Origin of the sequence: Pseudoroseomonas cervicalis (assembly GCF_030818485.1) — a bacterium.
Classification (GTDB): Bacteria; Pseudomonadota; Alphaproteobacteria; order Acetobacterales; family Acetobacteraceae; genus Pseudoroseomonas; species Pseudoroseomonas cervicalis_A.
In genome coordinates this window covers 161,666-185,411 of record NZ_JAUTAJ010000003.1, presented here as the reverse complement: position 1 = coordinate 185,411, position 23,746 = coordinate 161,666, and the positions used below count along the sequence as shown (strand labels likewise).

Sequence of the window (23,746 nt, the reverse complement as noted above, 5' to 3'; positions counted from 1 at the left end):
GCCCGGCAAGCCGCCCCCGCCACCATGCATCGCCCCAGGATCCGGACAAGAAAAAAGGCGGGCGCTGCCAGTACAGCGTCCCGCCTCACCACCCGGCGGCGGCAGCCCGAAAGAATCAAGGGCGGATGGGGGGAGGGGAGGGCTCCAGCAGAAGGCCGCGATCGGTGACGCGGACCTTGGCGTTCTTGTAGGCCGAGAGCGCCAGGTGCAGCGGGCCTTCGAACTGGGTCTTGAAGTTCTTCAGCGCGCCGACCTTGGACCCGAATTGCCGCCAGAGGCGATCCCAGCCGATCGGCGTCTCCTTGGGCAGGGAATGCAGCCGGTAGGCGAGCCAGAGATAGATGTCGATGGCCAGCGGCGAGGTGGTCAGGTCGCGCACCGCGGCGCGGTCGACCAGCACGGGGTGGCGGCGCAGCTCGTCGAAGAAGGCCTGGGAGAGCATGACGCGCTCCACCAGCCGGTTGGTGCGGGTCGAGCGCGGGTCGGGCTCGCCCACATAGCTGAAGGCCTCGACCAGGCGCTGGTTGACGATGACGCCCTTCTTGTCGCTGCCGAAGCTGAAATCGACGGCGCAGCTGGCCAGGCGCTCCAGCTGCTCGGCCACCTTGGCGTTGCTTGGGCCACCGCGGTTGATGCCGAGCCGCGCCACCACGGCGCTGGCCGAGCGGCCCATATGGATCTCGCGCGAGCCGCGCTCCAGCGCCTCGGTCTGCCAGTCGATCAGCAGCAGGCGGGCATAGGAGCCGAAGGGAACACCGATATATTCCTGGCTGTTGTCGTCGCGCAGTCGCACCCCGGGGCGGACCAGCAGCCGGGCGAAATCGGTCTCGATCAGCCAGTTCTGGTCCTTGGGCTGGTCGCGATGCGGCAGGCCGGCCAGGCACCAGGCGGAGTAGGAATAGCCGATCTCGCTGCTGCCCTCGAATTCGCGCACGATGGCGGTCGAGGCGGTGTCGGCGATCTGCCGTCCCATGCGGCCGGCCAGCGCCCGCGACAGGCTGGGCGGCTTCGGCTCCAGCACGGCGATCTGGGCGGCCTTCACGGCCCCCTTGGCGCCGCGGGCCTCGACCAGCTGGTGCACGCTGGCACCAGCGCCGAACAGGTCGCCCTGTTCGTCTCGGGGTTCGGGATTCGGGGTCCGCTGCACCATGGACGGCAAACTGCAACGGCCGGGTGGGGGTCGTCGATGCGAACCTTGCCAGCGTGCCGCCTCCTGGCCTGCGAACCTTGCCAGCCCAGGGCAATCCTTCAGCAGAAAGCGAGATTGTCATTGTCTATGCGCTGGCAGGGTTCGCGTGGATAAGCCCGTAGGCTGCTGTTTCTGAAAGTGAAACCGGCGAATCGGCGCTGCTGGCAGGGTTCACAGCCGGCCCGCCGCACGGGCTTGCAAGGTTCACTTGCACGGTCCGGCGCCGGGCCGGGCCAGGGCTGGCAAGGATCACAGCCCCGCGCCGAATCGCGCCCGGCGCGCCGAGCCCGGGCTGGCAGGGTTCACAGCGGCGCGCCGAGTCTTGTCGCGGCGAGGGACGAGGTATAGATAGGTAATACCCGATCCCACCGGAGCCGAACCATGTCAGGCAGCCTCGCCCTGAAGCTGGATGAGGAGACGCGCCAGCGCCTGCAGGCGCTCGGCCAGCTGCGCGACCGCTCGCCGCACTGGCTGATGAAGAAGGCCGTGCTGGAATATCTGGAGCGCGAGGAGCGCTACGAGCAGGAGAAGAGCGAGGATCTGGCCCGCTGGGAGCGCTACCGGCTGGAGGGCGCCGCCGTGCCCCAGGCCGAGCTGCGGCACTGGCTGGAGGGCTTCGCGCGGGGTGAGGCGGCGCCGCCGCCTGTGGCGGGGAAGGGCTAGGCGCGCCCCGCATGGCCGGGCTGCTCTGGTTGCCGGAGGCGGTCGAGGATCTCGACCGCCTGCTACACTTCCTGCTCGACAAGAACCCGGCCGCCGCCCGGCGCGCCGCCGGCAGCATCGCCGAGGCGGCGGAGCTGCTGGCGCTGAACACCGGTCTCGGCCGGCCGATGGCCGATGGCACGGGGCGGCGCGAGCTGACCATACCCTTCGCCAGCGGCGCCTATGTGCTGCGCTACCGGCTGGACGAGCAGGACAGGGCCGTCGTCATTCGCGTCTGGCATGGAAGGGAAGCGCGGGCGTGAGGGCAGAGCGGCGCTTTTTTCACCCTGTTTCTGAAGACCATGCTAAAGACGCGACCCCGCGCGCAGGGCCGAAAAGGGCCTGTTGATCGCGCAGGGGTGTTGGGAGCCGGTCAACCTTCCTAAATAAGGGCGCAGCCACCCTGGATGTGGCGCCCGACCCCGATCTCGTTTCTGCCGTCCCGGCACGCTCCCTTGGCGTGACGCCGGGCTGCGGCCCGTCCCGGCCAGGCGCCGGGGCAATTGGGTTTGGTCCGCCATGGGCGGAAGCGTTGGAATTGTTGTTGGGACCCCTCCGGGGGTCTCCAAGCACGAAAAGCAGGTGAATTCGATGGACGGAATGTTTACCTACGGCGCGGCGGATCAGGGCGAGACCGAGGGCGGCGCGCCGCTCAAGGCGCGGACGGCGGCGTTTGGGGACATTCTGGCGCGTGAAGCCCCCGAGGCGGAGCGGCCCCCCGGCCTGACCCCCGGCCGCAACTGGCGCGCCGATTACGGCGACGAGTTCGAGAGCCCCGAAACGCTCGACGTGCGCAACGAGGAGACCGAGGAAGCCGAGGAGGCCTCCGAGGAGGATGCGGAGACGCGCGGCGAGGCCGAGGCGGAAGGCGAGGAGGGCTCCGAAGGCGGCAATGTGAACGAGGCCAGCCTGGCCCGTTCCGACGACCCGGTGCGCATGTTCCTGCGTGAGATGAGCGGCACCGACCTGCTCTCCCGCGAGGAGGAGATCGCCCTCGCGCAGCGCATCGAGGCCGGGCGTGACGCCATGCTGGCCGGGCTGTGCGAGAGCCCGGTGACCTTCACGCATATCGCCGCCTGGAAGGCCGCGCTGGAGCAGGGGCAGATGCCGCTGCGCGACGTGGTCGAGCTGGAGGCGATGGCCGCCGATGCCGCCGCCCCGGCCGCCGCCGGCGCCGAGACGGAGGAGCCCGAGGAGGGCGAGGTCGTCCCGCACGCCACGCTGGACGAGAAGATGAAGCCCGAGGTGCTGGCCGCCTTCGGCGCCGCGATCGAGGCGCATGCGGCGCTGCGCGCGCTTCCCGCCCGCAGCGAGGCGGCGCAGGCCCGCCGGCTGGAGATGGTCGGGCTGTTCGGCGCGCTGCGCCTGCGCCCGGCGCGTCTCGACATGCTGGTGGGCGAGGTGCGTGACATCCAGCGCCGGCTGCTGGCGCTGGACGGCAAGGCGCTGCGCCTGGCCGTCGCCGCCCGCGTCGAGCATGAGGTGGTGCTGCGCCTGTGGGATGGCAGCGACGCCGCCGTGCAGGCGCTGATCGAGGCCGCGCAGAAGGTGCGCAGCAGCGCCGCGCGCCACGCCCAGGCGGTGCGCGACCTGCGCGACACCCTGCCGCAGATCCGCGCCGCCATCGTCATGCTGGAGCAGTCGAGCGGGCTGCCGGCGGCCGAGCTGCGCCGCGTCTGCGCCGAGGTCGGCCGTGGCGAGCGCGACATGCGCAAGGCGAAGGAGGAGCTGACGCGGGCCAATCTCCGCCTCGTCGTGCACATCGCCAAGCGCTACCGCAATCGCGGGCTGATGTTCGGCGACCTGATCCAGGAGGGCAACATCGGCCTGATGCGCGCGGTCGACAAGTTCGACTGGCGCCGCGGCTTCAAGTTCGCGACCTATGCCACCTGGTGGGTGCGGCAGGCGATCACCCGCTCGCTGGCCGACCAGGCGCGCACCATCCGCGTGCCCGTCCATATGACGGAGACGGTGGGCAAGGTCGCGCGCATGAGCCGCCGCTTCGCCCAGAAGGCGGGGCGCGAGCCGACGCCGGAGGAGCTGGCGGGCGAGCTCGGCATGTCGGTCGACAAGGTGCGCGCCGTGCAGCGCCTGGCGCGCGAGCCGGTCAGCCTGGAGAACCCGATCGGCGAGGATGATGATGGCCGCCTCGGCGACTTCATCGAGGACGAGAACGCGGTGATGCCGTTCGACGCCGCCTCGCGCTCGGCGATGCGCGACGCGACGATGCGCATCCTCTCCGACCTGACGCCGCGCGAGGAGCGCATCCTGCGCATGCGCTTCGGCATTGGCGGCGAGAACGACCACACGCTGGAGGAGGTCGGCAAGACCTTCAACGTGACGCGTGAGCGCATCCGCCAGATCGAGGCGAAGGCGCTGAAGAAGCTGCAGGTGTCGAAGCGCGGCAAGTCGCTGCGCAGCTTCCTGGCCTGAAGGCTGGGGAGGCTCCGCCTCCCCAGGCAGAACGGAAAGACATCAGGGGAGGCTCCGCCTCCCCAGGCCCCTCCGCCGGGGGGACAGGGTCCCCCCGGACCCCGCCAACAGATCGCGGGGTCCGGGGTGGCCGTGCCACCCCGGCGGGGTTCCAGGGGCAGCGCCCCTGGCCTTTTTATGCGATCGTGGTCTCGACGCTGCCGAAGCCGTCGAACACCGCCTGCACCACGGTCCCGGCCGGGACGGTCAGCAGCCCCGTGCAGCTGCCGGTGGTCACCACCATCCCAGCCTTCAGCCCGCCATAGCGATGGGCGCCGCCATTGGCCAGCCACAGCAGCAGCCGCACCGGGTCGCCCGCCGTGTTGCCGCCGACATGCTGCACCGCGACCTCACCATTGAAGCGCAGCGTCACCGGCAGCTTGGTGGGCTCGATCCTGCGCCAGTCCTCCACCGCCGGCCCCACCACCAGCGCGCCGTGATTGGCCTGGTCGGCCGTGTGGCTCAGCGGGTCGGTCACATGCAGCGCGGTGAAGCGCGTGTCGACGATCTCGATCGTCGCATGCATGGTCTCGACCGCGGCCAGCACCGCCTCGCGCGTGTAGGGAGTCTCGCGCGGCGGCAGGTCGGCGCCCAGGCGATAGCCCACCTCCGCCTCGATGGCGGTGACGTTGAAATCGGCCGCCGCATAGGGCGTCGCGTCGAAGCGCAGGTTGCGCGCATGCAGCGGCACGCCGGAGGGCTCGGCGGTGGGGGAGGCGGCGCCCACCTTCCAGCCGGCGATCGGCCCGAGCTGGGCCGCGACCAGCGCCTGGATCTCCACCACCTCCGCGGCGTTCTGCGGCCTGGCCCCTTCGGGCAGGGCGCTCAGCCATTGCCGCGTGCGGCGGGCCTCCAGCAGGGCATGCGCGGCGGCGGTGACATCGGTGGGCATGGGCGGGTCTCTCTCCGGATCGGTCGCCGCCATCCTGGCCGATCCCGCGCGAAGCGGGGAGGGGGGCATGGCCGCGCCGCGCCGGGAATGGTAACGAGAGGCGCCGCAGGGAGCTCGACGCGTGAGACTGGCCGCCGCCGGAGAGAAGGGACCGGAAGCCTATCTGCTGTTCCGCCTGGGCAGCCGGCGCTGCGCCCTGCCGCGCGCCGCGGTGCAGGAGGTGCTGCCGCTGCCGCGGCTGTGGCGCCCGCCCGGCCTGCCGCGGGTGATGGCCGGTTTCCTCAATCTGGGCGGGGTGGCGCTGCCGGTGCTCGACCTGGCGCGGCTGTTCGGCCTGCAGGATGGCGCGGCGGCCGAGCAGGCGCTGTACCGCCACATCCTGCTGCTGCCCGGATCGGCGAATGGCCCGCTCGGCCTGCTGGTGGACCGGGTGCTGGATCTGCAGCGCGTGGCGCAGGACCGGATGCGCGCCGTGCCGCCCGAGGCCACGCTGAATGGCTGCGCCGTGGCCGAGATCGAGACGCCGGAGGGTTTCATCCATCTGCTCGACCCGGCGCGCATCCTGCTGGAGCAGGAGGCGGCCGCCCTGGCCGCGCTGCGCGATTCGGCGGAGGCCCGCCTGGCCGAATGGTCCGGCCCGCCGGCATGAGCGCCGTGCCGCATTTCCTGCCCGATGTGGATTTCGCCCGGCTGAAGGCCGAGGTGATCGCCCGCACCGGGCATTTCTACTACGAGGACAAGGACGCGCTGCTGTGGGAGCGGCTGCGCCGAAGGCTGCGCGAGACCGGCCTGTCCGGCCCCGCCGCCTATCTGGAGCGGCTGCGCGACCCGGCGCGCGGCGAGGCCGAATGGGCCGCGCTGGAAGCCGAGATCACCATCGGCGAGACCTTCTTCTTCCGCTATGCCGAGCAGTTCGCGGCGCTGCAGCAGACCATCCTGCCCGACATCCTGGCGCGGCGGCGGGAGGAGCGGCGGCTGCGCGCCTGGAGCGCCGGCTGCGCCAGCGGCGCCGAGCCCTATTCGCTGGGCATCCTGCTGCGCCGCATGCTGGGCGAGGCGGTGCCGGACTGGCGGCTGTCGCTGCTGGGCACCGACCTGAACGAGGCGGCGCTGGCCATGGCGCGGCGCGGCCAGTACAGCCGCTGGGCGCTGCGCAGCCTGCCGGCGGAGGAGCTGGAGCGCGACTTCCTGCCCGGCGCCGATGGCCGCTCCTGGCTGCTGCGGCCGCAGCACCGCGCCATGGTGCGGTTCGAGCGGCAGAACCTGCTCGGCCTGCTGGACGGCACCGCGCCGCTGCAGATGACCGGCTTCGACCTGATCCTCTGCCGCAACGTGCTGATCTATTTCCACCCGGAGATGGTGGAGCGGCTGGTGCGCGCGCTGGCCGACCGGCTGGCCGAGGGCGGCTGGCTGCTGCTCGGCCATGCCGAGCCCAACCCGGCCTTCGCCGAGTTTCTGGAGGTGGTGAACCTGCCGGGCACGGTGGCCTATCGCCGCGGCGGCGCGACGCTGCCGGCGCCGCGTGCCCTGCCGCCGCCGCCCGCCCCCGCGGCGCCGTCGCCCGCCTGGCTGCCGCCGGCGCTGCATCTGGTGCCGGCGCCCCGCCCACTGCCGCCCGCCCCCGCCGCGATGCCCGCCGCGATGTCCCCGCCGGCGCCGCCGGCCGGGGAGGCCGCGGCGGCGCTGCTGGGCCTGGCCCGCCACCATGCCGATGCCGGCGACCTGGCCCGGGCGCGCGAGGCCTGCGCCGAGGGGCTGCGCCTGGCGCCGACCGACCCGGCGCTGCACTATTACGACGGGCTGGTGCAGCGCGGGCTGGGCCGGCCGGAGGCGGCGGAGCGCGCCCTCCGCCGTGCCCTCTATCTGCGCGGGGATTTCGCCATGGCGCATTACCAGCTCGGCCTGCTGCTGCTGGATGAGGGCTCGGCCCCCGCCGGGCGCCGCGCGCTGGCCGTCGCCGGCCGGCTGGCCCAGTCGCTGCCCGAGACCGCCGAACTGCCCGAGGGCGACGGCATGACCGCGCAGGCGCTGCGCGAGGCGGTGCGGCTGCATCTCGACACCGCCCGACCCGACACCGCCGGCAGCGAGGGCCGCGCCTGATGCCGCATCGCGACCGCATGGGGGCGCCGCTGCCCACCAGCCTGCCCAGCATGGCCGCCCAGGCCGAGCGGCTGCTGGAGCTGCGCACCCGCCAGCTGGCCGCCCGGCGCGGCCAGCGCCAGGCGACGCCGCGCCTGCCCCCCGTGCTGGCCTGCGCGGTGGGGGAGGAGCTGTATGGCGTGCCGCTCTCCGCCGTGGCGCAGGTGCTGCCGCTTGGGCCCCTGGCGCCGCTGCCGGGCAGCCCGCCGGCGCTGCTCGGCCTGCATGGCCATGCCGGGCAGGTGCATGCGGTGATCGATCTCGGCCTGGCGCTGGGCAGCGCGCCGCGCCCGCCGGGCCAGGAAGGCGGCGCGCATCTGCTGCTGCTGCGCGAGGCGCCGCGCCGCTTCGCCCTGCGCGCCGATCGCGTGCTGGTGGTGGCCGAGCCGCTGCCGCTCTCCGGCCCCGACGCGGCCGAGGCGGCGCAGCGCGCCGGCGCCGCCGCCCCCGGCCGCGCCCTGTCCGGCCACGCCCTGCTGCCGGGCGAGCGCGGCGCGGCGCCCCGGCTGATGGGGCTGGTGGCGCTGGACCGCCTGCTGCTGCCCTTCCGCGCCGCCGCGCCCGGCGCCGGGCCCGACCCCGCCGCCCCCCCCAATTCCGCCGACCAGCCCATCGGAGCGTGACGCCTTGTCCATCGCCAACCGCATCCTCCTCGGCTTCACCGCCGTCACGCTGCTGCTGATCGGCCTCGGTCTGTACGGGCTGAACCAGATCAGCGTGGTGAACCAGTCCACCGACACCATCGTCACCCGCGACCTGGCGATGCTGCGCCAGCTGATGGAGCTGCGCGACGCCGAGACGGACATGCAGGACGCCCGCGCCCGCAGCGTCTCGCGCTTCCTGCTGCGCAGCATGGGGCGCGAGCTGCAGGGCGAGGACCCGGCGCAGCAATGGCCGGCGCATGTCGCCCGCGCCGAGGGGCTGCTGGCACAGATGCAGGGCGAGGCGACGCAGAACGGCGCCGGCGCCGTCTCCCCCGACCGCCGCGCCGGCTGGCAGCAGATCAGCCAGCTGCTGGGCCAGTCGGCGGTGCCGCTGCGGCAGCTTCGCGAGAACGGCCAGGCGCAGCTGCAGGCGGTGCGCGCCGGCGATCTGGACACAGTGCAGCGCCTGGGCGAGAGCATCGTCGGCAGCCGCGCCGAATTCGCCCGCCTGGGCGAGCGGCTGCAGCAGGCGGTGGACGCGCTGATCGCCGCCGGCCAGAAGCGCGGCGGCGAGATCTATGAGGAGAGCCGCTGGTCGGTGATCCTGGTGCTGGCCGCCGCCGTGCTGCTCGGCATCCTGATCACCGCGCTGATCCGCCGCTCGATCACCCAGCCGCTCTCGACCTTCATGGAGTTCGTCGAGCGGGTCGGGCGCGGCGAGCTGGGCGGCGCCCCGGCGGCCACCGGGCGGGACGAACTCGGCCGGCTCGGCGTCACGCTGAACGCCATGGTCGAGGGGCTGCGCCAGCTTGCGCGGCAGAGCCGCGACGCGACCGAGAACCTGAACGCCGCCGCCGCCGAGATCCGCGCCTCCACCCAGGAACAGGCGGCGAGCGTCGAGGAGCAGCTGGCGGCGGTGCAGGAGACCGCGGCGACGGTCGACGAGATCACCCATTCCGGCGTGCAGATCGGCAAGCGGGCGCAGGAGGTGATCGCCTCCGCCCAGGCCACCGCGCAGACCTCGACCGCCGGCCTGCGCGCGGTGGACGAGACGGTGCGCGCCATGGATTCGATCCGCGAGCAGGCCGAGGCCGTGGCCTCCAACATCGTGGCGCTGTCGGAGAAGACCCAGGCGATCGGCGAGATCATCACCACGGTGAACGACATCTCCGAGCGCAGCCACCTGCTGGCGCTGAACGCGGCGATCGAGGCGGCGGCGGCCGGCGAGCAGGGCCGCAGCTTCGCGGTGGTCGCGGCCGAGATGAAGACCCTGGCCGACCAGGCCAAGGACGCGACCGCCCAGGTGCGCTCGATCCTGGGCGACATCCAGCGCGGCATCAACGCCTCGGTCATGCTGACCGAGGAGGCGGTGAAGCGCGTCGCCGCCGGGCGCGAGCGCACCGACACCACGCATGGCACCATCACCGAGATCAGCGGCCGCATCCAGGAGAGCGTGCAGACCTTCCAGCAGATCGTCGCCTCGACCAACCAGCAGCAGCTGGGCATCGAGCAGGTGATGAGCGCGCTGCAGAATATCCGCCAGGCCAGCCAGCAGACGGCGGCCGGCACCAGGCAGCTGGACACGGCGGCGGCCAATCTGGCGCAGCTCTCGCAGCAGCTGGTCGGGCTGTCCGACCGCTACCGCCTGTAAGAGCGGGCAGCGCGCGGCATGAGCGACCTGCGCCAGGAGCTGCTGGCCGCCTTCGGCGTCGAGCACCAGGAGCATCTGGCGGCGATCCGCGCCGCGCTGGACGCGGCCGCGCAGGGCCAGCCCTACGATCTGCGCGACATCTTTCGCCGCGCCCACAGCCTGAAGGGGGCGGCGCGCGCCGTCGACCTGCCGGTGGTGGAGGATATGGCGCACCGGCTGGAGGCGGTGTTCAGCCGGGTGGGGGAGGGCAGCCTGGCGCTGGACGCCACCACCTCCGCCGCCGTGCAGCAGGGGCTGGACGGGATCGAGGGCTATGTCGCGGCGCTCTCCGCCAGCGCCGCGCCGCCGCCGCCGCAGGCCGCCCGCCAGGCGCTGGACACGCTGCTGGCCGGCGAGGCGCCGCCCGCCCCGGCCGAGCCCGCGGCCGCGCCGGCGCCGGCCTCCGCCGCCGCGCCGCCCGCCACGCCCCTCGTCACCCCCTCGGCCGCGCCCGAGCCCGCCGCCCCGGCCGAGGCCGCCGCGGCGGTCGAGTATTTGCGGGTGCCGGCGGCGCAGATCGAGGCGCTGTCGGGCGCCGTCTACGCCCTGTCCGACAGCCTGGGCCGGCAGGAGCCGGTGGAGGCGCTGCTGCGCGCGCTGGAGGGCGAGATGCGCAGCCTGCGCCGCGACTGGGAGACGCTGTCGCGCCAGGCGGCGCTGCCCGGCGCCGCCGCCGGCCGGGGCCAGGGCCGCGTCCGCGATTTCGAGCGCGACCTGGCGCGGCTGTCGCGCCGCCTGTCCCAGGCGCTGCGCGACCAGCGCGCCGCCGCCTGGAGCGCCGAGGCCGCCGCCGCCGCGCTGCGCCGCCAGGCCGAGCGCATCTCCCTGGTGCCGGCCGAGACGGTGCTGGGCTCGCTCGGCCGCATGGTGCGCGAGCTGGCGCGCGAGGCCGGCCGCCAGGTCGCGGTGCGCATGGAGGGGCTGGAGCTGCAGGCCGATCGCCGCGTGCTGCAGGCGCTGAAGGACCCGGTGACGCATCTGCTGCGCAACGCCATCAGCCACGGGCTGGAAAGCGCCGAGCAGCGCGCCCGCCTCGGCAAGCCGGCCGAGGCCGAGGTGGCGCTGGTGCTGCGCGCCCGTGGCGGGCTGCTGCGGCTCTCGGTGCTGGATGATGGGCGCGGCCCGGATCTGGAGCGGATCGAGGCGATCGCGGTGCAGCGCGGCCTGCTGCCGCCGCGCCCGGCGGACCAGCCGCCGCCGCCGCCCGAACGGCTGCTGGCGCTGGTCTTCGAGCCGGGCTTCTCCACCGCGCCGGAGGTCGACCGGCTGTCCGGCCGCGGCATGGGGCTGTCGGTGGTGGCCGAGGTCGCGCGCTCGCTGCGTGGCGGCGCCACGCTGCGCCCGCGCCGCCCGGCCGGGACCGAGGTGGAGATCGCCGTGCCCTTCTCCGCCGCCCGCCAGCCGGTGCTGCTGGTCGAGGCGGGCGGCCAGCTCTACGGCCTGCCCAGCCATGGGGTGGAGCGGCTGCTGCGCCTGCCGGTGGCCGCCGTGGAATCCGTCGAGTCCCAGCCGGTGCTGCGCATCGAAAGCGGCGGGCGCGACGTTATTGCCCCTGTGATCGCCCTGCCTGCCCTGCTCGGAAACCCCGCCGCGCCGATTCCGGTCGAGGCGGGGCATGTGAAGGCCGTGCTGCTGCGCAGCGGCGACCGGCGCTGCGCGCTGGCCATCGAGGCGATGCAGGATGTCCGCACCCTGATGGTCGAGCCGGTGGAGGCGCCGGGTGTCGATCCCGGCCTGGTGGTCGGCGTCGCCCTGCAGGAGGGCGAGGTGCCGGCCCTGGTGCTGAGCCCGGAGGGGCTGGTCGGCCGCTGGCTGCGCGAGGAGGGGCGGCTGGCCGGCGCCGGCCTCGGCCTCGCCCCGGCCGAGGCGGCGAAGCCCGCCGCAACCATCCTGGTCGTCGACGATTCCATCACGACCCGGACGCTGGAGAAGAGCATCTTGGAGGCACAGGGCTTCCGCGTGCTGCTCAGCGTCGACGGGCTGGACGCGCTGAACCTGCTGCGCGGCGGCGAGGCGGTGGTCGACCTGGTGGTGGCCGATGTCGAGATGCCGCGGATGGACGGCTTCGGCCTGCTGCAGGCGCTGAAGACCGATCCGCGGCTGGCCGCCATCCCGGTGATCCTGATGACCTCGCGCGCCGATCCGGAGGATGTGCGGCGGGGTCTGGATCTCGGCGCGGGCGCCTATATCACGAAGCAGAAATTCGACCAGCGCGAGCTGCTGGCCACCATCGGGCAGATGCTGTGACTGTTGCGACCAAACCCGTGCGCGTGATGATCGTCGAGGATTCGCTGGTGGTGCGCCGGCTGCTCGCGCATATCGTCTCGCGCGATCCGCGGCTGACGCTGGCCGCCGCCGTGGCCTCGGCCGAGGAGGCGCTGCAGGAGCTGCCGCGCATCCGCCCCGACGTCATCTCGATGGATATCCGCCTGCCCGGCATGGATGGGCTGGAGGCGACGCGGCGCATCATGGCCGAGCAGCCGACGCCGATCGTGGTCATCGCCGACAGTGTCGAGGATGCCTCGCTGCGCATCTCGATGAACGCGCTGCGCGCCGGCGCGCTGTCGGTCGTCGAGAAGCCGGTCGGCATGGAGACTGGCGGGCATGAGCGCATCGCCGAGACGATCTGCACCCAGCTCTACATCATGAGCCAGGTGCCGGTGATCCGGCGGCGCGGCGCCGGCCTGCCGCGCCCGGCCGCGCGGCCCGCAGCCACCCCGCGCGCCGAGGCGCCGGCGCAGCGCCCGGCGGTGCTGGCGATCGCCGCCTCCACCGGCGGCCCGCCGGCGCTGGCCCAGGTGCTGGGCGCGCTGCCGGCCGATTTCCCGCTGCCGGTGCTGCTGGTGCAGCATATGGGCGGCGCCTTCATGGAGGGCTTCGCCGCCTGGCTGGACGGGCTGGTGCCGCCGCGCGTGCGCATCGCCCAGGAGGGCGAGGCGCCGCTGCCCGGCCAGGTCTATGTCGCCCCCGGCGACCGGCATCTGCTGCTGAGCCCGCAGCGCCGGCTGCGCATCAGTGCCGAGCGGCCGCTGGGCAGCCAGCGCCCGGCGGCGACGCTGCTGTTCCGCTCGGTGGCCGAGGCCTGCGGCGCCCAGGCGCTGGGCGTGCTGCTGACCGGCATGGGCGAGGATGGCGCGCAGGGCCTGCTGGAGATGCGCGAGGCCGGCGGCTTCACCATCACCGAGCATGAGAGCACGGCGGTGGTCTATGGCATGCCGGCCGCCGCGGTGCGGCTGGGCGGGTCCAGCGTCAGCCTGCCGCTGCCGATGATCGGGCCGCGCCTGCTGCAGCTGGCAAAGGTCGCAGGATGAGCAGCACCGAGGCGCAGGCCGCGCCGCCCGTGGCGGGCGAGACGCTGCTGCTGGTCGAGGATTCCGACACCCAGGCGCTGCAGATGCGCCGGCTGCTGGAGGCGGAGGGCTTCGCCGTCACCCGCGCCGCGACGGCGGAGCTGGCGCTGGAGGCGCTGAACCAGGCGCTGCCGGCCCTTGTCATCGTCGACTACCACCTGCCGGGCATGAATGGCGACGAGCTGGCGCGGCAGATCCGCCTCAACAGCCGCTCCCGCGCCCTGCCGGTGCTGATGCTGACCGAGGCGCGCGAGGGCGATGTCGAGCGCCAGGGGCTGGAGAGCGGCGCCGACGCCTATGTGCCGAAATCGGCTGACCAGGCGCTGCTGCTGCTGCGCATCCGCGCCCTGCTGCGCCGCCGCGCCGCCGGCGCCACGCCCGGCCAGGGCGGCGTGTTCCGCCGCGCCCGCATGCTGGTGGTCGATGACGGCGCCACCTACCGCACCTATCTCTCCGGCCTGCTGACGCGCGAGGGCTATGCGGTGGAAAGCGCCGCCAGCGCGGAAGCCGCGCTGGAAGCCATCGCCGCCAGCCCGGCCGAATGGGATTGCGTGGTGATGAACGCCTTCTCGGCGGGCTTCGACGGCGTGCTGCTCTGCGCCCGGCTGAACGCGCTGCGCGCCGCGGCGCTGGGCGATGGCGAGGGGCCGGGCTTCCAGATCGTGGCGCTGGGCCCCGAGAGCATGGCCGGGCGCGAGATGCTGACCGGGCTGTTCGAGGCCGGCGCCGATGAGCTGGTGCCGGCCACCGCCGAGGCGCGCGTGCTGTCCTTGCGCATCCGCGCCGCGCTGCGCCGCAAGCTGCTGCAGGAGGAGGACCGGCGCAGCGCCGCCGAGCTGCGCGAGCGCGAGCTCTCCGTGCAGCGCGCCCAGGCCGAGGCCGCCGCCGCCCAGGCCAAGGCGGCGCTGGCCGAGGCGCTGGCACGCGCCAATGACGAGCTGGCGGATGCCAACCGCCAGCTGAAGGACACCCAGACCAAGCTGGTGCAGGCCGCCAAGATGGCCTCGCTGGGCGAGCTGGTGGCCGGCATCGCGCATGAGATCAACAACCCGCTCGCCTTCATCCTGGCGCATCAGGGCACGGTGGAGCGGCTGCTCGGCCAGATCCAGCCGATGCTGGCCGAGGATGCGGCCGCGCGGCCGCTGCTGGAGCGCTGCCGCGACCGCTCGCGCTCGATGACGCTGGGGCTGAAGCGCATCCAGGACCTGGTGCTGAACCTGCGCAAATTCTCCCGCCAGGACGATGCCTTCCAGCGCGTCAACGTGCCCGACGCGCTGGACACGGTGCTGGCGCTGCTGGCGCACAAGCTGGGCGAGCGCATCGAGGTGCGGCGCGACTACCGCGCCGCGCCCGATCTGCGCTGCTCGCCGGCCCTGCTGAACCAGGTGGTGATGAACATCGTCGCCAATGCCGCCGACGCCATCGCCGAGCGCGGCCATATCACCATCGCGACCGAGAGCGATGGGGAGACCTACCGCATCGCCATCTCCGACAGCGGGCCGGGCGTGCCCGAGGATCTGCGCGAGCGCATCTTCGAACCCTTCTTCACCACCAAGCCGGTGGGCGCGGGCACTGGGCTTGGGCTCGCCATCGCCTATAACGTCATCCAGGCGCATGATGGCACGATCAGCGTCGGCACCGGGCCCGAGGGCGGGGCCTCCTTCGTCATCAGCGTGCCGATGCAGCAGGGACGGTGAAGACGATGAGCCCGCTTCTGGAGGAACCGCCGGCCACCCTGCTGCTGGTGGATGACGAGCCGGAGATCCTCGTCGCCCTCTCCGATCTGTTCGAGGACGAGTTCCGCGTGCTGACCGCCGCCTCCGGCCCGGCGGGGCTGGAGATCCTGGCGCGCGAGCCGGATGTGCATGTCATCCTCTCCGACCAGCGCATGCCGGAGATGACGGGCGACGCCTTCCTCGCCCGCGCCCGCCGCGTCAGCCGGGCGGAGGCGCTGCTGCTGACCGGCTATGCCGATCTCGACGCCGTCATCAGCGCGGTCAATCTCGGCCGCATCGCCGGCTACGCGCCGAAGCCCTGGGAGCCGGCGGCGCTGCTCTCCATGGTGCGCGGCGCGGTGGAACGCTACCGCCTGGCGCGCGCGCTGGAGACCGAGCGGGCGCTGCTGCAGGGGCTGCTCGCCTCCTCGGCCGATGCGCTGTCCTTCAAGGATGCGCAGGGGCGCTTCGTGCGGCTGAACGCGGTGAAGGCGGCGGGGCTCGGCCGGCCGGCGGGCGATTGCCTCGGCCTCGACGAGGCCGGCACCCTGCCCGAGCCGGCCCGCGCCGCGCTGCGCGAGGCCGAGCAGGCGGCGCTGTCCGGCGGCCGCCCGGTGGAGCTGGTGGAGCAGCGGCTGGGCGAGGGCGGCGCGCCGCGCTGGATGCGCGTCAGCCGCATCCCGATCCTGGACGGCGCCGGCCGGCCGGCGCATCTGGCCACCATCGAGCACGACATGACGGAGCAGCGCGCGCTCGAGGAGCGGCTGCACCAGGCGGAGAAGATGCAGGCGCTGGGCACCATGGCCGGCGGCGTCGCGCATGACTTCAACAATCTGCTGACCGCGATCCTCGGCAGCCTGGAGCTGCTGCTGCACAGCGGCCTGTCCGATGCGCGGCAGGAGAAGCTGGTCAAGAACGCCATCATGGCGGCCGAGCGCGGCTCGACCCTGACGCAGCGCCTGCTGAGCTTCAGCCGCAAGCGCGAGCTGCAGCTGAAGGCCACCGACGTCAACCAGCTGGTGCTGGACATGGACGAGCTGCTGCTGCGCAGCATCGGCCAGGCGGAGCTGCAGCGCAGCCTGGAGCCCGCGCTGTGGCCGGCGATGGTCGACCCCGAGCAGCTCGGCCTCGCCTTGCTCAATCTCTGCATCAACAGCCGCGACGCCATGCCGGAAGGCGGGCAGATCACCATCACCACCCGCAACCTGCAGGCGGGCGAGGATGCGGTGCCGGACCTCGCCCCCGGCGATTATGTCGCCATCGCGGTGACCGACACCGGCGAGGGCATGCCGCCCGCCATCCTGGCCCAGGCCTTCGAGCCCTTCTTCACCACCAAGGAGGTGGGCAAGGGCACCGGGCTCGGCCTGTCCATGGTCTATGGGCTGACGCGGCAATCCGGCGGCACCGCGGCGATCCGCAGCGCGCCGGGGGAGGGCACCACGGTCGAGCTGTTCCTGCCGCGCGCCGAGCGGCTGGAGCCCAGCCCCTGCGGCGGCGAGGGCGCGCCGCTGGTGGCGCGACGCACCGTGACCGTGCTGGTGGTCGATGACGATCCCGGGGTGCGCGGCGTCACCGCCACCTTCCTGGCCGATCTCGGCCATCGTGTGGTCGAGGTGGCGGAGGGCGAGGCGGCGCTGCGCACCCTGTCGGAGCGCCAGGATATCGGCCTGCTGGTGACCGATGTCGCGATGCCGCGCATGGATGGCACGGAACTCGCCGAACGCGCCCGCGCGCTGCAGCCCTCGCTGCCGGTGCTGCTGCTGACCGGCTATGCCGATCCGCAGACCGGGCCGCAGGATTATCCCGTGCTGCGCAAGCCCTTCCGCCTCGGCGACCTGTCGCGCTGCATCGCCGAGCTGCTGTCGCGCTGATCAGCCGGCGCGGATCAGGTCGGCGGCGCGCTCCGCCACCATGATCACCGCCGGCTGGATGTTGGTGGACGGCACCAGCGGCATCACCGATGCATCGGCGACGCGCAGACCCGCCACGCCGCGCAGCCGCAGCGAGGGGTCGAGCACCGCGCGCTCGTCGCTGCCCATGCGGCAGCTGCCGCAGGGATGGTAGACGGTGGTGCCGGTGCGGCGGATGTGGTCGAGCAGCGTCGCATCGTCATCCTGGCCCTGCGGCGGCGCCAGCTCCTCCAGCACCAGATCGGCAAAGGGGCGCGTGCGGCCGAGGCGCCGGCCCAGCCGCGCCGCCGCCAGCATCACCGCCTGGTCCTGCGGCGCGCTGAGGTAGTTGGCCTCGATCACCGGCGGATCCTCGGGCGCCGGGCCGCGCAGCCGGATCTCGCCGCGGCTGTCCGGGCGGCACTGGCCGAAATTGATCATCACCCCCGGCGTACGCGGCAGCACATAGCCGGTGGAGGCGAGGCTGAAATTGATGAACTGGTACTGCACCTCGGCCTCCTCCGCGCCCGGTGTCACGCGGGCGAAGGCGGTGGCCTCGGTCGCGCCCACCGCCAGCGGCCCGTCGCGCCGCAGCGCGTAGAGCACAGCGGTCAGGCCAAGGCGTAGCCGGCTGGCCATGATCTCGTTCACCGTGCCCGCCGGCCGGGTGCGGAAGGCCAGCCGCGCGATCAGATGGTCCTGCAGGTTTTTCCCGACTTCCGGGCTGTGGTGCCGCACCGGGATGCCGAGGCTTTGCAAGGCCGCGCCATCGCCGATGCCGCTCAGCATCAGCAGCTTCGGCGTGGCGATGGCACCGGCGCTCAGCACCACCTCGCGCGTCGCGCGGTATTCTGTCTCGCCGGCCTCGCCCGCGCGGCGCGTGGCGACGCCGATGGCGCGGCCATTCTCGACCAGCACGCGCAGCACCTCGATGCCGGTCAGCACCCGCAGATTGGGCCGGCGGCGGGCAGGGGCGAGGAAGGCGCGCGCCGTGCTGACGCGCCGCCCGCCGCGCACATTCATCTGGATCGGCATGACGCCGTCGATCGGCCCGTCATTCATGTCGGCATTGCGCGGCAGGCCGGCGGCCTCGCACGCCTCGATGAAGGCGCGCGCGCCCTGCGACAGCCGTGTCACCTGGCTGACCGGCAGCGGGCCGCCCCGGCCGCGCGTCTCGCCGCCCGGGCCGGACCAATCCTCCATGCGCCGGAAATAGGGCAGCACCTCGTCATAGGACCAGCCGCGCGCGCCCGCCTGCGCCCAGCGGTCGAAATCCCGCGGCGCGCCGCGCAGGAAGACCAGCCCGTTCACCGAGCCTGAGCCGCCGAGGACACGGCCGCGCGGCCAGCGGATGCTGCGGCCGTCGAGTTCCGCCTCCGGCTCGGTCGCGAAGCCGCAATCATAGCGGCCGCTGGCGAAGAGCCGCGCATAGCCGGCCGGCACATGGATCCAGGGATCGCGATCCTCCGGCCCCTGTTCCAGCAGCAGCACGCGTGTGGCCGGATCCTCCGACAGCCGCGCCGCCAGCACGCAGCCGGCGGAGCCGCCGCCCACCACGATGTAATCCGCACTCTCCTGCACGCGGCGCTCCTCAGGTCATCATCATGCCACCGGCCACGTCGACGACCTGGCCGGTGACGAAGGAGGCCTCGTCGGAGGCGAGGTAGAGCGCGAGATCGGCCACCTCCTCCGGCTTGCCGAGGCGGCGCAACGGTGTCGCCGCGACCTGGCCGGCATTCACCGCATCGCCCACGGTGCGGATCATGGGCGTGTCGATGCGCCCGGGCGCGATGGCGTTGACGCGGATGCCATGCGGGCCGAGCTCGCCCGCCAGATGCTTGGTCAGCCCGATCAGCGCGGCCTTGGTCGCCGCGTAATGCGCGCCAACGACGACGGAATAGGTGCGCCCGGCGACCGAGGACATGTTGACGATGGCGCCGCGCCCCGCCTGCATCATGCCCGGTACCAGCAGGCGAATGGCGTGGAAGCAGCCATTCAGGTTGACGCCGACGACGCGCTGCCACTCTTCCGGCGCCATTTCCCAGGCGCCATGCGCGCGGCCGTCATGCTTCGGCGAAATGCCGGCATTGTTCACCAGCGTGTCGAACCGTCCGCCCAGCTTTTTTTCCAGTTCGCGGATCGCTGCTTCCAGGGCGGAGAAATCCGCGACATCGGCAGTCGCGCCGGCGCCGCCGAGCTCGGCTGCCATCGCCTCGGCCCGGTCGGGCACGGCGTCGACCAGCCCGACCTTCGCGCCGCGCCGGGCGAAGCCGCGCGCGATGGCGGCGCCGATGCCCTGGCCGCCGCCGGTGACCAGCACGATGCGCCCGGCATGGCTGGGGCGGTCCGCCAGATCCTGCTGCTGCATGGCGTCCCTCCCCTCAGATGCCGAGATAGGCGCGGCGGACATGGTCGTCGCGCAGCAGGGCGGCGCCGCTGTCGGACATGACGATCTCCCCATTCTCCAGCACATAGCCGCGATCGGCGATGCTGAGAGTGCGCACCACATTCTGCTCGACGATCAGCACGGTGACGCCGGTGGCCACGATCTGCTCCACCACGGCGAAGACCTGCGCCACGATGATGGGCGCGAGGCCCAGCGAGGGCTCGTCGAACATCAGCAGCTTGGGCCGCGCCATCATGCCGCGCGCGATGGCGACCATCTGCTGCTCGCCGCCCGAGAGCGAGCCCGCCTGCTGCTCCAGCCGCTCCCGCAGGCGGGGGAAGAGGTCGAGAACCTCCTCCATGGTCTGCCTCTCGCGCCCGCGCGCATGCGGCGTATAGGCGCCCATGCGGAGATTGTCGCGCACCGTCATGAAGGGGAACAATTGCCGCCCCTCCGGGATCAGGGTGATGCCGCGCGCCACCACCTCATGCGGCGTCAGGCGGGAGATCTCCTCGCCCTCGAAGGTGATGCGCCCGCCGCTCGGGCGCAGCAGCCCGGCGATGGTGCGCAGCGTCGTGGTCTTGCCCGCGCCATTGGCGCCGACGATGGTCACCACCTCGCCCGCCCGCACCTCGGCGCTGATGCCGTGCAGGATGGTGGTGCGGCCATAGCCGGAGGTCACCTCATGCAGGGTGAGCATCGGCGAAATCCTTCCCCAGATAGGCCTCGATCACCTGCGGGTCGCGCACCACCTCCTGTGGGCGGCCCGCGGCGATCAGCTTGCCGGAATTGAGCACGATGACGCGGTCGGACAGCGCCATGATCGCCTGCATCACATGCTCGATGGCGATGATGCTGACGCCGCTGTCGCGGATCTCCTCGACCAGGCGGATGGCGCGGCGCACATCGGTCTGGTTCAGCCCCGCCATCACTTCGTCCAGCAGCAGGATGCGCGGCTCCATCGCCATGACACGGGCGATCTCCAGCCGCTTCAGCCCGCCGATGGTCAGGTTGCGCGCCTCCATGTCGCGCTGCGCCCAGAGGCCCATGCGCTGCGCCGTCTCCAGCGCCTTCTCCCGCGCGGCAACGCGGCCGGGATAGCGATGGAAGGCGCCGATCATGATGTTCTCGAGCACCGTCATCGCCGCGAAGGGCTGCACGATCTGGAAGGTGCGGCCGATGCCGGCCTGCGCGAAGCCATGCGGCGTGCGCGGGGTGACGAAGCCCTCGCCATCGACGCGCACCCGCACCACGCCGGAGCTCGGCGCCAGGAAGCCGGAGAGCTGGTTGAACAGCGTCGTCTTTCCGGCGCCGTTCGGCCCGATGATGCCCAGCACCTCGCCCTGGCGCAGCGTCAGGCTGACATCCTGCGTCACCGCCAGGCCGCCGAAGCGCTTGTTCAGATGCTCGGCCACCAGGATGGGCTCGCCGATGTCGCGCCGCACCGGCGCGCGCGGCTCGGCGGGCAAGGTGGCGGGCTCGGCCTCCATCTCGCGCAGCGGGGCAGGGCGGCGGCGCAGCAGCCCGGCCAGGCCGTCGGGCACGAAAAGGACAATCAGCACCAGCACCGTGCCATAGACGAAGCCATGCAGGCCGAGTGCCGAGGCGCCCAGCCAGCCGCGCGCCAGCTCGGTCAGCGGCACCACCAGCAGCGTGCCGAGCAGCGGCCCCAGCACCGTGCCGATGCCGCCGATCAACGCGAACATCGCGATCTGCACCGAGAAGGCGAGCGAGAACATCGCCTCCGGCTCGATGAAGGTGAGGTACATGCCGTGGAAGGTGCCGACCATCGAGGTCAGCGCGGCGGAGATGGCCACCGCCTGCAGCCGCACCCGCAGCGTGTTGACGCCGGCCGCCGCCGCCGCCGGCTCGCGCTCCCGCGTCGCCACCAGGTAGTAGCCGAAGCGCGCATGGCGGATATAGCCGGCGACACCCAGCGTCAGCGTCAGCAATCCGAAGGCGATCAGCAGAGAGGGCCAGCGCTCGAAGAAGATCATCCACTGCCAGCCGGTCTGCAGCGGCACCATCAGCCCCACGGCGCCGCCGGTCAGACCGGTGAAATGCAGCGCCAGCAGCCGGATCACCTGCAGGAAGGCGATGGTGGCCAGGGCGAAGAAGGGCCCGCGCAGCCGGAAGCAGGGCAGGCCGATGCCGATGCCGAGCAGCGCCGAGAGGGCAGCGCCGGCCAGCATGCCGATCCAGGGCGAGATGCCGAGCGGCACCAGCAGCCCGGCCGTATAGGCGCCGATGCCATAGAAGATGGCGTGGCCCAGCGAGAGCTGCCCGGCAAAGCCGCCAACGATGTTCCACGCGGTCGCCAGCGCGCCATAGAGGCAGATGGTGATGAAGACGTGGAAGACGAAATCATCATTGATCAGCAGCGGCACCGCCAGCAGCAGCACCAGCAGGGCCAGGGTGGCGAGCAGCCCGAGATCGAAGCGGCGCGGCGCTGAGGCGGCGGCGGGAAGGGTGAGGTCGCTCATGGCCATCCCCTCATTCGGAGCCGCGGCCGAGGCCGAGCAGGCCGGTCGGGCGGAACAGCAGGATCAGGATGAAGAGGGCGAAGATCACCACCTCCTTCAGATCCGGCGCGATGTAGTAGCCGCTGAGGCTGTCGACGAGGCCGATCAGCATGGCGCCCAGGAAGGCGCCATGCAGGCTGCCCATGCCGCCCAGCACGACGACGACAAAGGCGGTCAGCACGAAATAGGTGCCGACGGTGGGCGAGGCCGGATAGACCGGCGCCACCAGCGCCGCCGCCAGCCCGACGCAGGCGGCGCCGATGCCGAAGGTGACGATGTAGATGCGCTGGACGTTGACGCCCATCAGCTGCGCCGCGGCGCGGTGCTGCGCGGTGGCCCGGATGGCGCGGCCGAGATGGCTGCGCTCCATGAACAGATGCAGCGCGCTGACCACGGCGATGCCGCAGACGAACATCACCAGCTGCCCGACCATGACGCGGAACGGGCCGAAGCTGAGGGAATCGCGCACGCCGGAGGCAGGCGTCGCGTAGAGATCGGCGCCGAAGACCAGCAGCGCCAAGTTGATCAGCGCGGTGGACAGGCCCACCGTCGCGAAGATCTGCACATGCGCGTCACGCGCCTCCAGCAGCGGCTGCAGGATGAAGCGCTGGATCAGCACGCCCAGCAGGAACAGCACCAGCACCAGGGGCGGCGCCAGCAGGTAAGGGTGCAGGCCGAGCTTCGTGGTGCCGAGCCAGGTCAGGTACATGCCGACCATCAGCAGCTCGCCATGCGCGAAGTTCACCAGCCGGATGATGCCGAAGATCAGCGTCAGCCCGACGCTGATGATGGCGAACAGCCCGCCCAGCATCAGCCCGTTCAGCACCAGCTGCAGGAAGGTTTCCATCTCGCTCCCTCGCCTCGGGGTGGGGCGGCGGGCGCGCGATGCGCGCCCGCCTCTCGCTCAGCGGCGCAGCCGCAGCGGGGAGACCGCGGCCTCCGGCGGGAAGACGGTGACCAGGCGGCCATCCTGCCACTGCATGCCCATCATCCGGGCGCGCTCATTCTGGCCGTCGGCGCCGAACTTCACGCCCCAGCCCTCGGCGGTCTGGCCATCCGGCACATCGACCGCGGCGACGGCGGCGCGGATGTCATCGGCCGAGAAGGAGCGCGCGGCGGCGATGGCGTCGAGAAACACCTTGGCGCCGACATAATTGCCCAGGCTATGGCCGGAGCGCGGCTCCATCCCGTATTTCGCGCGGTAGGCGGCGACGAAATCCTCGATGCCCGGCGCCGCCTGCGGGTTGATGGCGTATTGCGTGAAGTCGATGTTCAGCGCGCCATCGATGACGTCCTGACCCACCGCCTGCATGGTCTCGCGCAGCGAGTAGCCGCCGCCGCCGCCGATCACCGCGCGCGGGCGGAAATTCGCCTCCCGCGCCTGGCGGAAGAACAGAACCGTGTCGTTCTGGTAGGAGGTCTGCAGCACCACATCGACCCGGGCATTCTGCAGCCGCAGGATCAGCGAGGACATGTCGACGATATTGGCCGGGTAGGGCAGGGTCTCGACGACGTTCAGCCCCTGCTCCTTGGCATAGCTCGCCTGGTAGCGGCCGACCGTGGTGCCGTAGAGGCTGTCCTCATGGATGATGGCGATGCGCAGCGCCTTGGGGTCCACCGACAGGCCGGGTGCGACGGCGTTCACCACCATCTCGATCGAGCGCGCGGCCATGTCGCGCGCCGTCGGGTTGGTGCGGAACAGGTAGCGGAAGCGGCGCTCGGTGATGGCATCCGAAACCGCGCCCATCTCGAAATAGGGGATGCGCGCCAGCTCGGCCACCTGGCTCGCCACCTGCGAGCGGGCCGAGGAATAGGTGCCGAAGATCGCCTTGACGCCGGAGACCGAGATCAGCCGCCGCGCCTCGGCCACCGCCTGGTTGTTGTCCACGGCATCGCCGCGCACCAGCACGATGCGCTCGCCGCGGATGCCGCCGGCGGCGTTGCGCTCCTCCACCGCCAGCTCCAGCCCGCGCCAGCTCTCATCGCCGAGCACGGCGAGCTCGCCGCTGAAGGGGTAGAGGGCGCCGAGGCGCAGCTCGGCCTGCGCCGCCGTGGCGGAGAGACCCAAGCCCAGCCCGGCCAGCAGGCCGAGCGCCAGGCGACGTGTGCTTCGCATCATCATCCTTGTTTCCTCCCCTGGTGTTTCCCCGCCCGGC

19 protein-coding genes are annotated in these 23,746 nt (G+C 72.5%); 11 read left to right on the top strand and 8 right to left on the bottom strand.

All coding sequences use genetic code 11. From position 1 onward, the window contains the following. Nucleotides 1–115: 115 nt before the first annotated feature. Complete coding sequence (locus QE401_RS03560) at nt 116–1,150, bottom strand: replication protein RepA (RefSeq protein ID WP_307136890.1); 1,035 nt, start codon at nt 1,148–1,150, stop codon at nt 116–118. Between the two features lie 420 nt (nt 1,151–1,570). On the opposite strand from QE401_RS03560, the gene QE401_RS03555 reads away from it, so the two are divergent. The 3 genes from QE401_RS03555 to rpoD all read left to right on the top strand — a co-directional run bounded on the left by QE401_RS03555 (nt 1,571) and on the right by rpoD (nt 4,324). Further along, entirely contained in the window at nt 1,571–1,852 is a 282-nt protein-coding gene (locus tag QE401_RS03555) for a CopG family ribbon-helix-helix protein (RefSeq protein WP_307136889.1), read from the top strand. Nucleotides 1,853–1,863: 11 nt separating this feature from the next. Further along, complete coding sequence (locus tag QE401_RS03550; protein ID WP_307136888.1) at nt 1,864–2,154, top strand: type II toxin-antitoxin system RelE/ParE family toxin; 291 nt, start codon at nt 1,864–1,866, stop codon at nt 2,152–2,154. Between the two features lie 328 nt (nt 2,155–2,482). Further along, nucleotides 2,483–4,324, top strand: coding sequence for an RNA polymerase sigma factor RpoD (rpoD, locus tag QE401_RS03545; RefSeq protein WP_307136887.1), 1,842 nt, complete (start codon nt 2,483–2,485; stop codon nt 4,322–4,324). Nucleotides 4,325–4,499: 175 nt separating this feature from the next. Here the strand turns inward: rpoD and QE401_RS03540 are convergent, their stop codons facing one another. After that, complete coding sequence (locus tag QE401_RS03540; RefSeq protein WP_307136886.1) at nt 4,500–5,255, bottom strand: 2-keto-4-pentenoate hydratase; 756 nt, start codon at nt 5,253–5,255, stop codon at nt 4,500–4,502. A 121-nt stretch (nt 5,256–5,376) separates the two neighbouring features. Between QE401_RS03540 and QE401_RS03535 the strand changes: the two genes are divergently transcribed. Genes QE401_RS03535 through QE401_RS03500 form a run of 8 tightly spaced genes read left to right on the top strand, consistent with a single transcriptional unit; the run spans nt 5,377 to nt 16,664 of the window. After that, entirely contained in the window at nt 5,377–5,904 is a 528-nt protein-coding gene (locus tag QE401_RS03535) for a chemotaxis protein CheW (protein ID WP_307136885.1), read from the top strand. After that, the gene (locus QE401_RS03530) at nt 5,901–7,355 is read left to right on the top strand and encodes a CheR family methyltransferase (protein WP_307136884.1); all 1,455 of its coding nucleotides are present in this window, start codon (nt 5,901–5,903) and stop codon (nt 7,353–7,355) included. The genes QE401_RS03535 and QE401_RS03530 overlap by 4 nt, the downstream gene beginning before the upstream one ends. Further along, nucleotides 7,355–8,017 carry a chemotaxis protein CheW gene (locus QE401_RS03525; RefSeq protein ID WP_307136883.1) on the top strand — a complete coding sequence of 221 codons (663 nt, stop codon included), beginning with the start codon at nt 7,355–7,357 and terminating at the stop codon, nt 8,015–8,017. The genes QE401_RS03530 and QE401_RS03525 overlap by 1 nt, the downstream gene beginning before the upstream one ends. A 4-nt stretch (nt 8,018–8,021) precedes the next feature. Then, nucleotides 8,022–9,689, top strand: a complete 1,668-nt coding sequence (locus tag QE401_RS03520) for a methyl-accepting chemotaxis protein (protein WP_307136882.1) — start codon at nt 8,022–8,024, stop codon at nt 9,687–9,689. Between the two features lie 18 nt (nt 9,690–9,707). Next, nucleotides 9,708–11,975, top strand: coding sequence for a hybrid sensor histidine kinase/response regulator (locus tag QE401_RS03515; RefSeq protein ID WP_307136881.1), 2,268 nt, complete (start codon nt 9,708–9,710; stop codon nt 11,973–11,975). 26 nt (nt 11,976–12,001) lie between these two features. Next, complete coding sequence (gene cheB, locus QE401_RS03510) at nt 12,002–13,039, top strand: chemotaxis-specific protein-glutamate methyltransferase CheB (RefSeq protein ID WP_373461416.1); 1,038 nt, start codon at nt 12,002–12,004, stop codon at nt 13,037–13,039. Beyond that, nucleotides 13,036–14,775: a response regulator gene (locus QE401_RS03505; protein ID WP_307136879.1), complete on the top strand. Its 1,740-nt coding sequence runs from the start codon at nt 13,036–13,038 to the stop codon at nt 14,773–14,775. The genes cheB and QE401_RS03505 overlap by 4 nt, the downstream gene beginning before the upstream one ends. Before the next feature lie 5 nt (nt 14,776–14,780). Continuing rightward, nucleotides 14,781–16,664 carry a response regulator gene (locus QE401_RS03500; RefSeq protein ID WP_307136878.1) on the top strand — a complete coding sequence of 628 codons (1,884 nt, stop codon included), beginning with the start codon at nt 14,781–14,783 and terminating at the stop codon, nt 16,662–16,664. Here the strand turns inward: QE401_RS03500 and QE401_RS03495 are convergent, their stop codons facing one another. The 6 genes from QE401_RS03495 to QE401_RS03470 are packed head-to-tail and all read right to left on the bottom strand — an operon-like array spanning nt 16,665 to nt 23,706. Further along, nucleotides 16,665–18,263 carry a GMC family oxidoreductase gene (locus tag QE401_RS03495; protein ID WP_307136877.1) on the bottom strand — a complete coding sequence of 533 codons (1,599 nt, stop codon included), beginning with the start codon at nt 18,261–18,263 and terminating at the stop codon, nt 16,665–16,667. A gap of 10 nt (nt 18,264–18,273) precedes the next feature. Then, on the bottom strand, nt 18,274–19,050 hold the full coding sequence (fabG, locus tag QE401_RS03490) for a 3-oxoacyl-ACP reductase FabG (RefSeq protein WP_307136876.1): 777 nt from the start codon (nt 19,048–19,050) through the stop codon (nt 18,274–18,276). Between the two features lie 13 nt (nt 19,051–19,063). Next, a complete protein-coding gene (locus QE401_RS03485) occupies nt 19,064–19,768 on the bottom strand; it encodes an ABC transporter ATP-binding protein (protein ID WP_307136875.1) in 705 nt (234 codons plus the stop codon). Then, the gene (locus QE401_RS03480) at nt 19,752–21,551 is read right to left on the bottom strand and encodes a branched-chain amino acid ABC transporter ATP-binding protein/permease (protein WP_307136874.1); all 1,800 of its coding nucleotides are present in this window, start codon (nt 21,549–21,551) and stop codon (nt 19,752–19,754) included. The genes QE401_RS03485 and QE401_RS03480 overlap by 17 nt, the downstream gene beginning before the upstream one ends. 10 nt (nt 21,552–21,561) lie before the next feature. After that, a complete protein-coding gene (locus tag QE401_RS03475; protein ID WP_307136873.1) occupies nt 21,562–22,437 on the bottom strand; it encodes a branched-chain amino acid ABC transporter permease in 876 nt (291 codons plus the stop codon). A gap of 57 nt (nt 22,438–22,494) precedes the next feature. Continuing rightward, nucleotides 22,495–23,706, bottom strand: a complete 1,212-nt coding sequence (locus QE401_RS03470; RefSeq protein WP_307136872.1) for an ABC transporter substrate-binding protein — start codon at nt 23,704–23,706, stop codon at nt 22,495–22,497. Between the last annotated feature and the right edge of the window lie 40 nt (nt 23,707–23,746).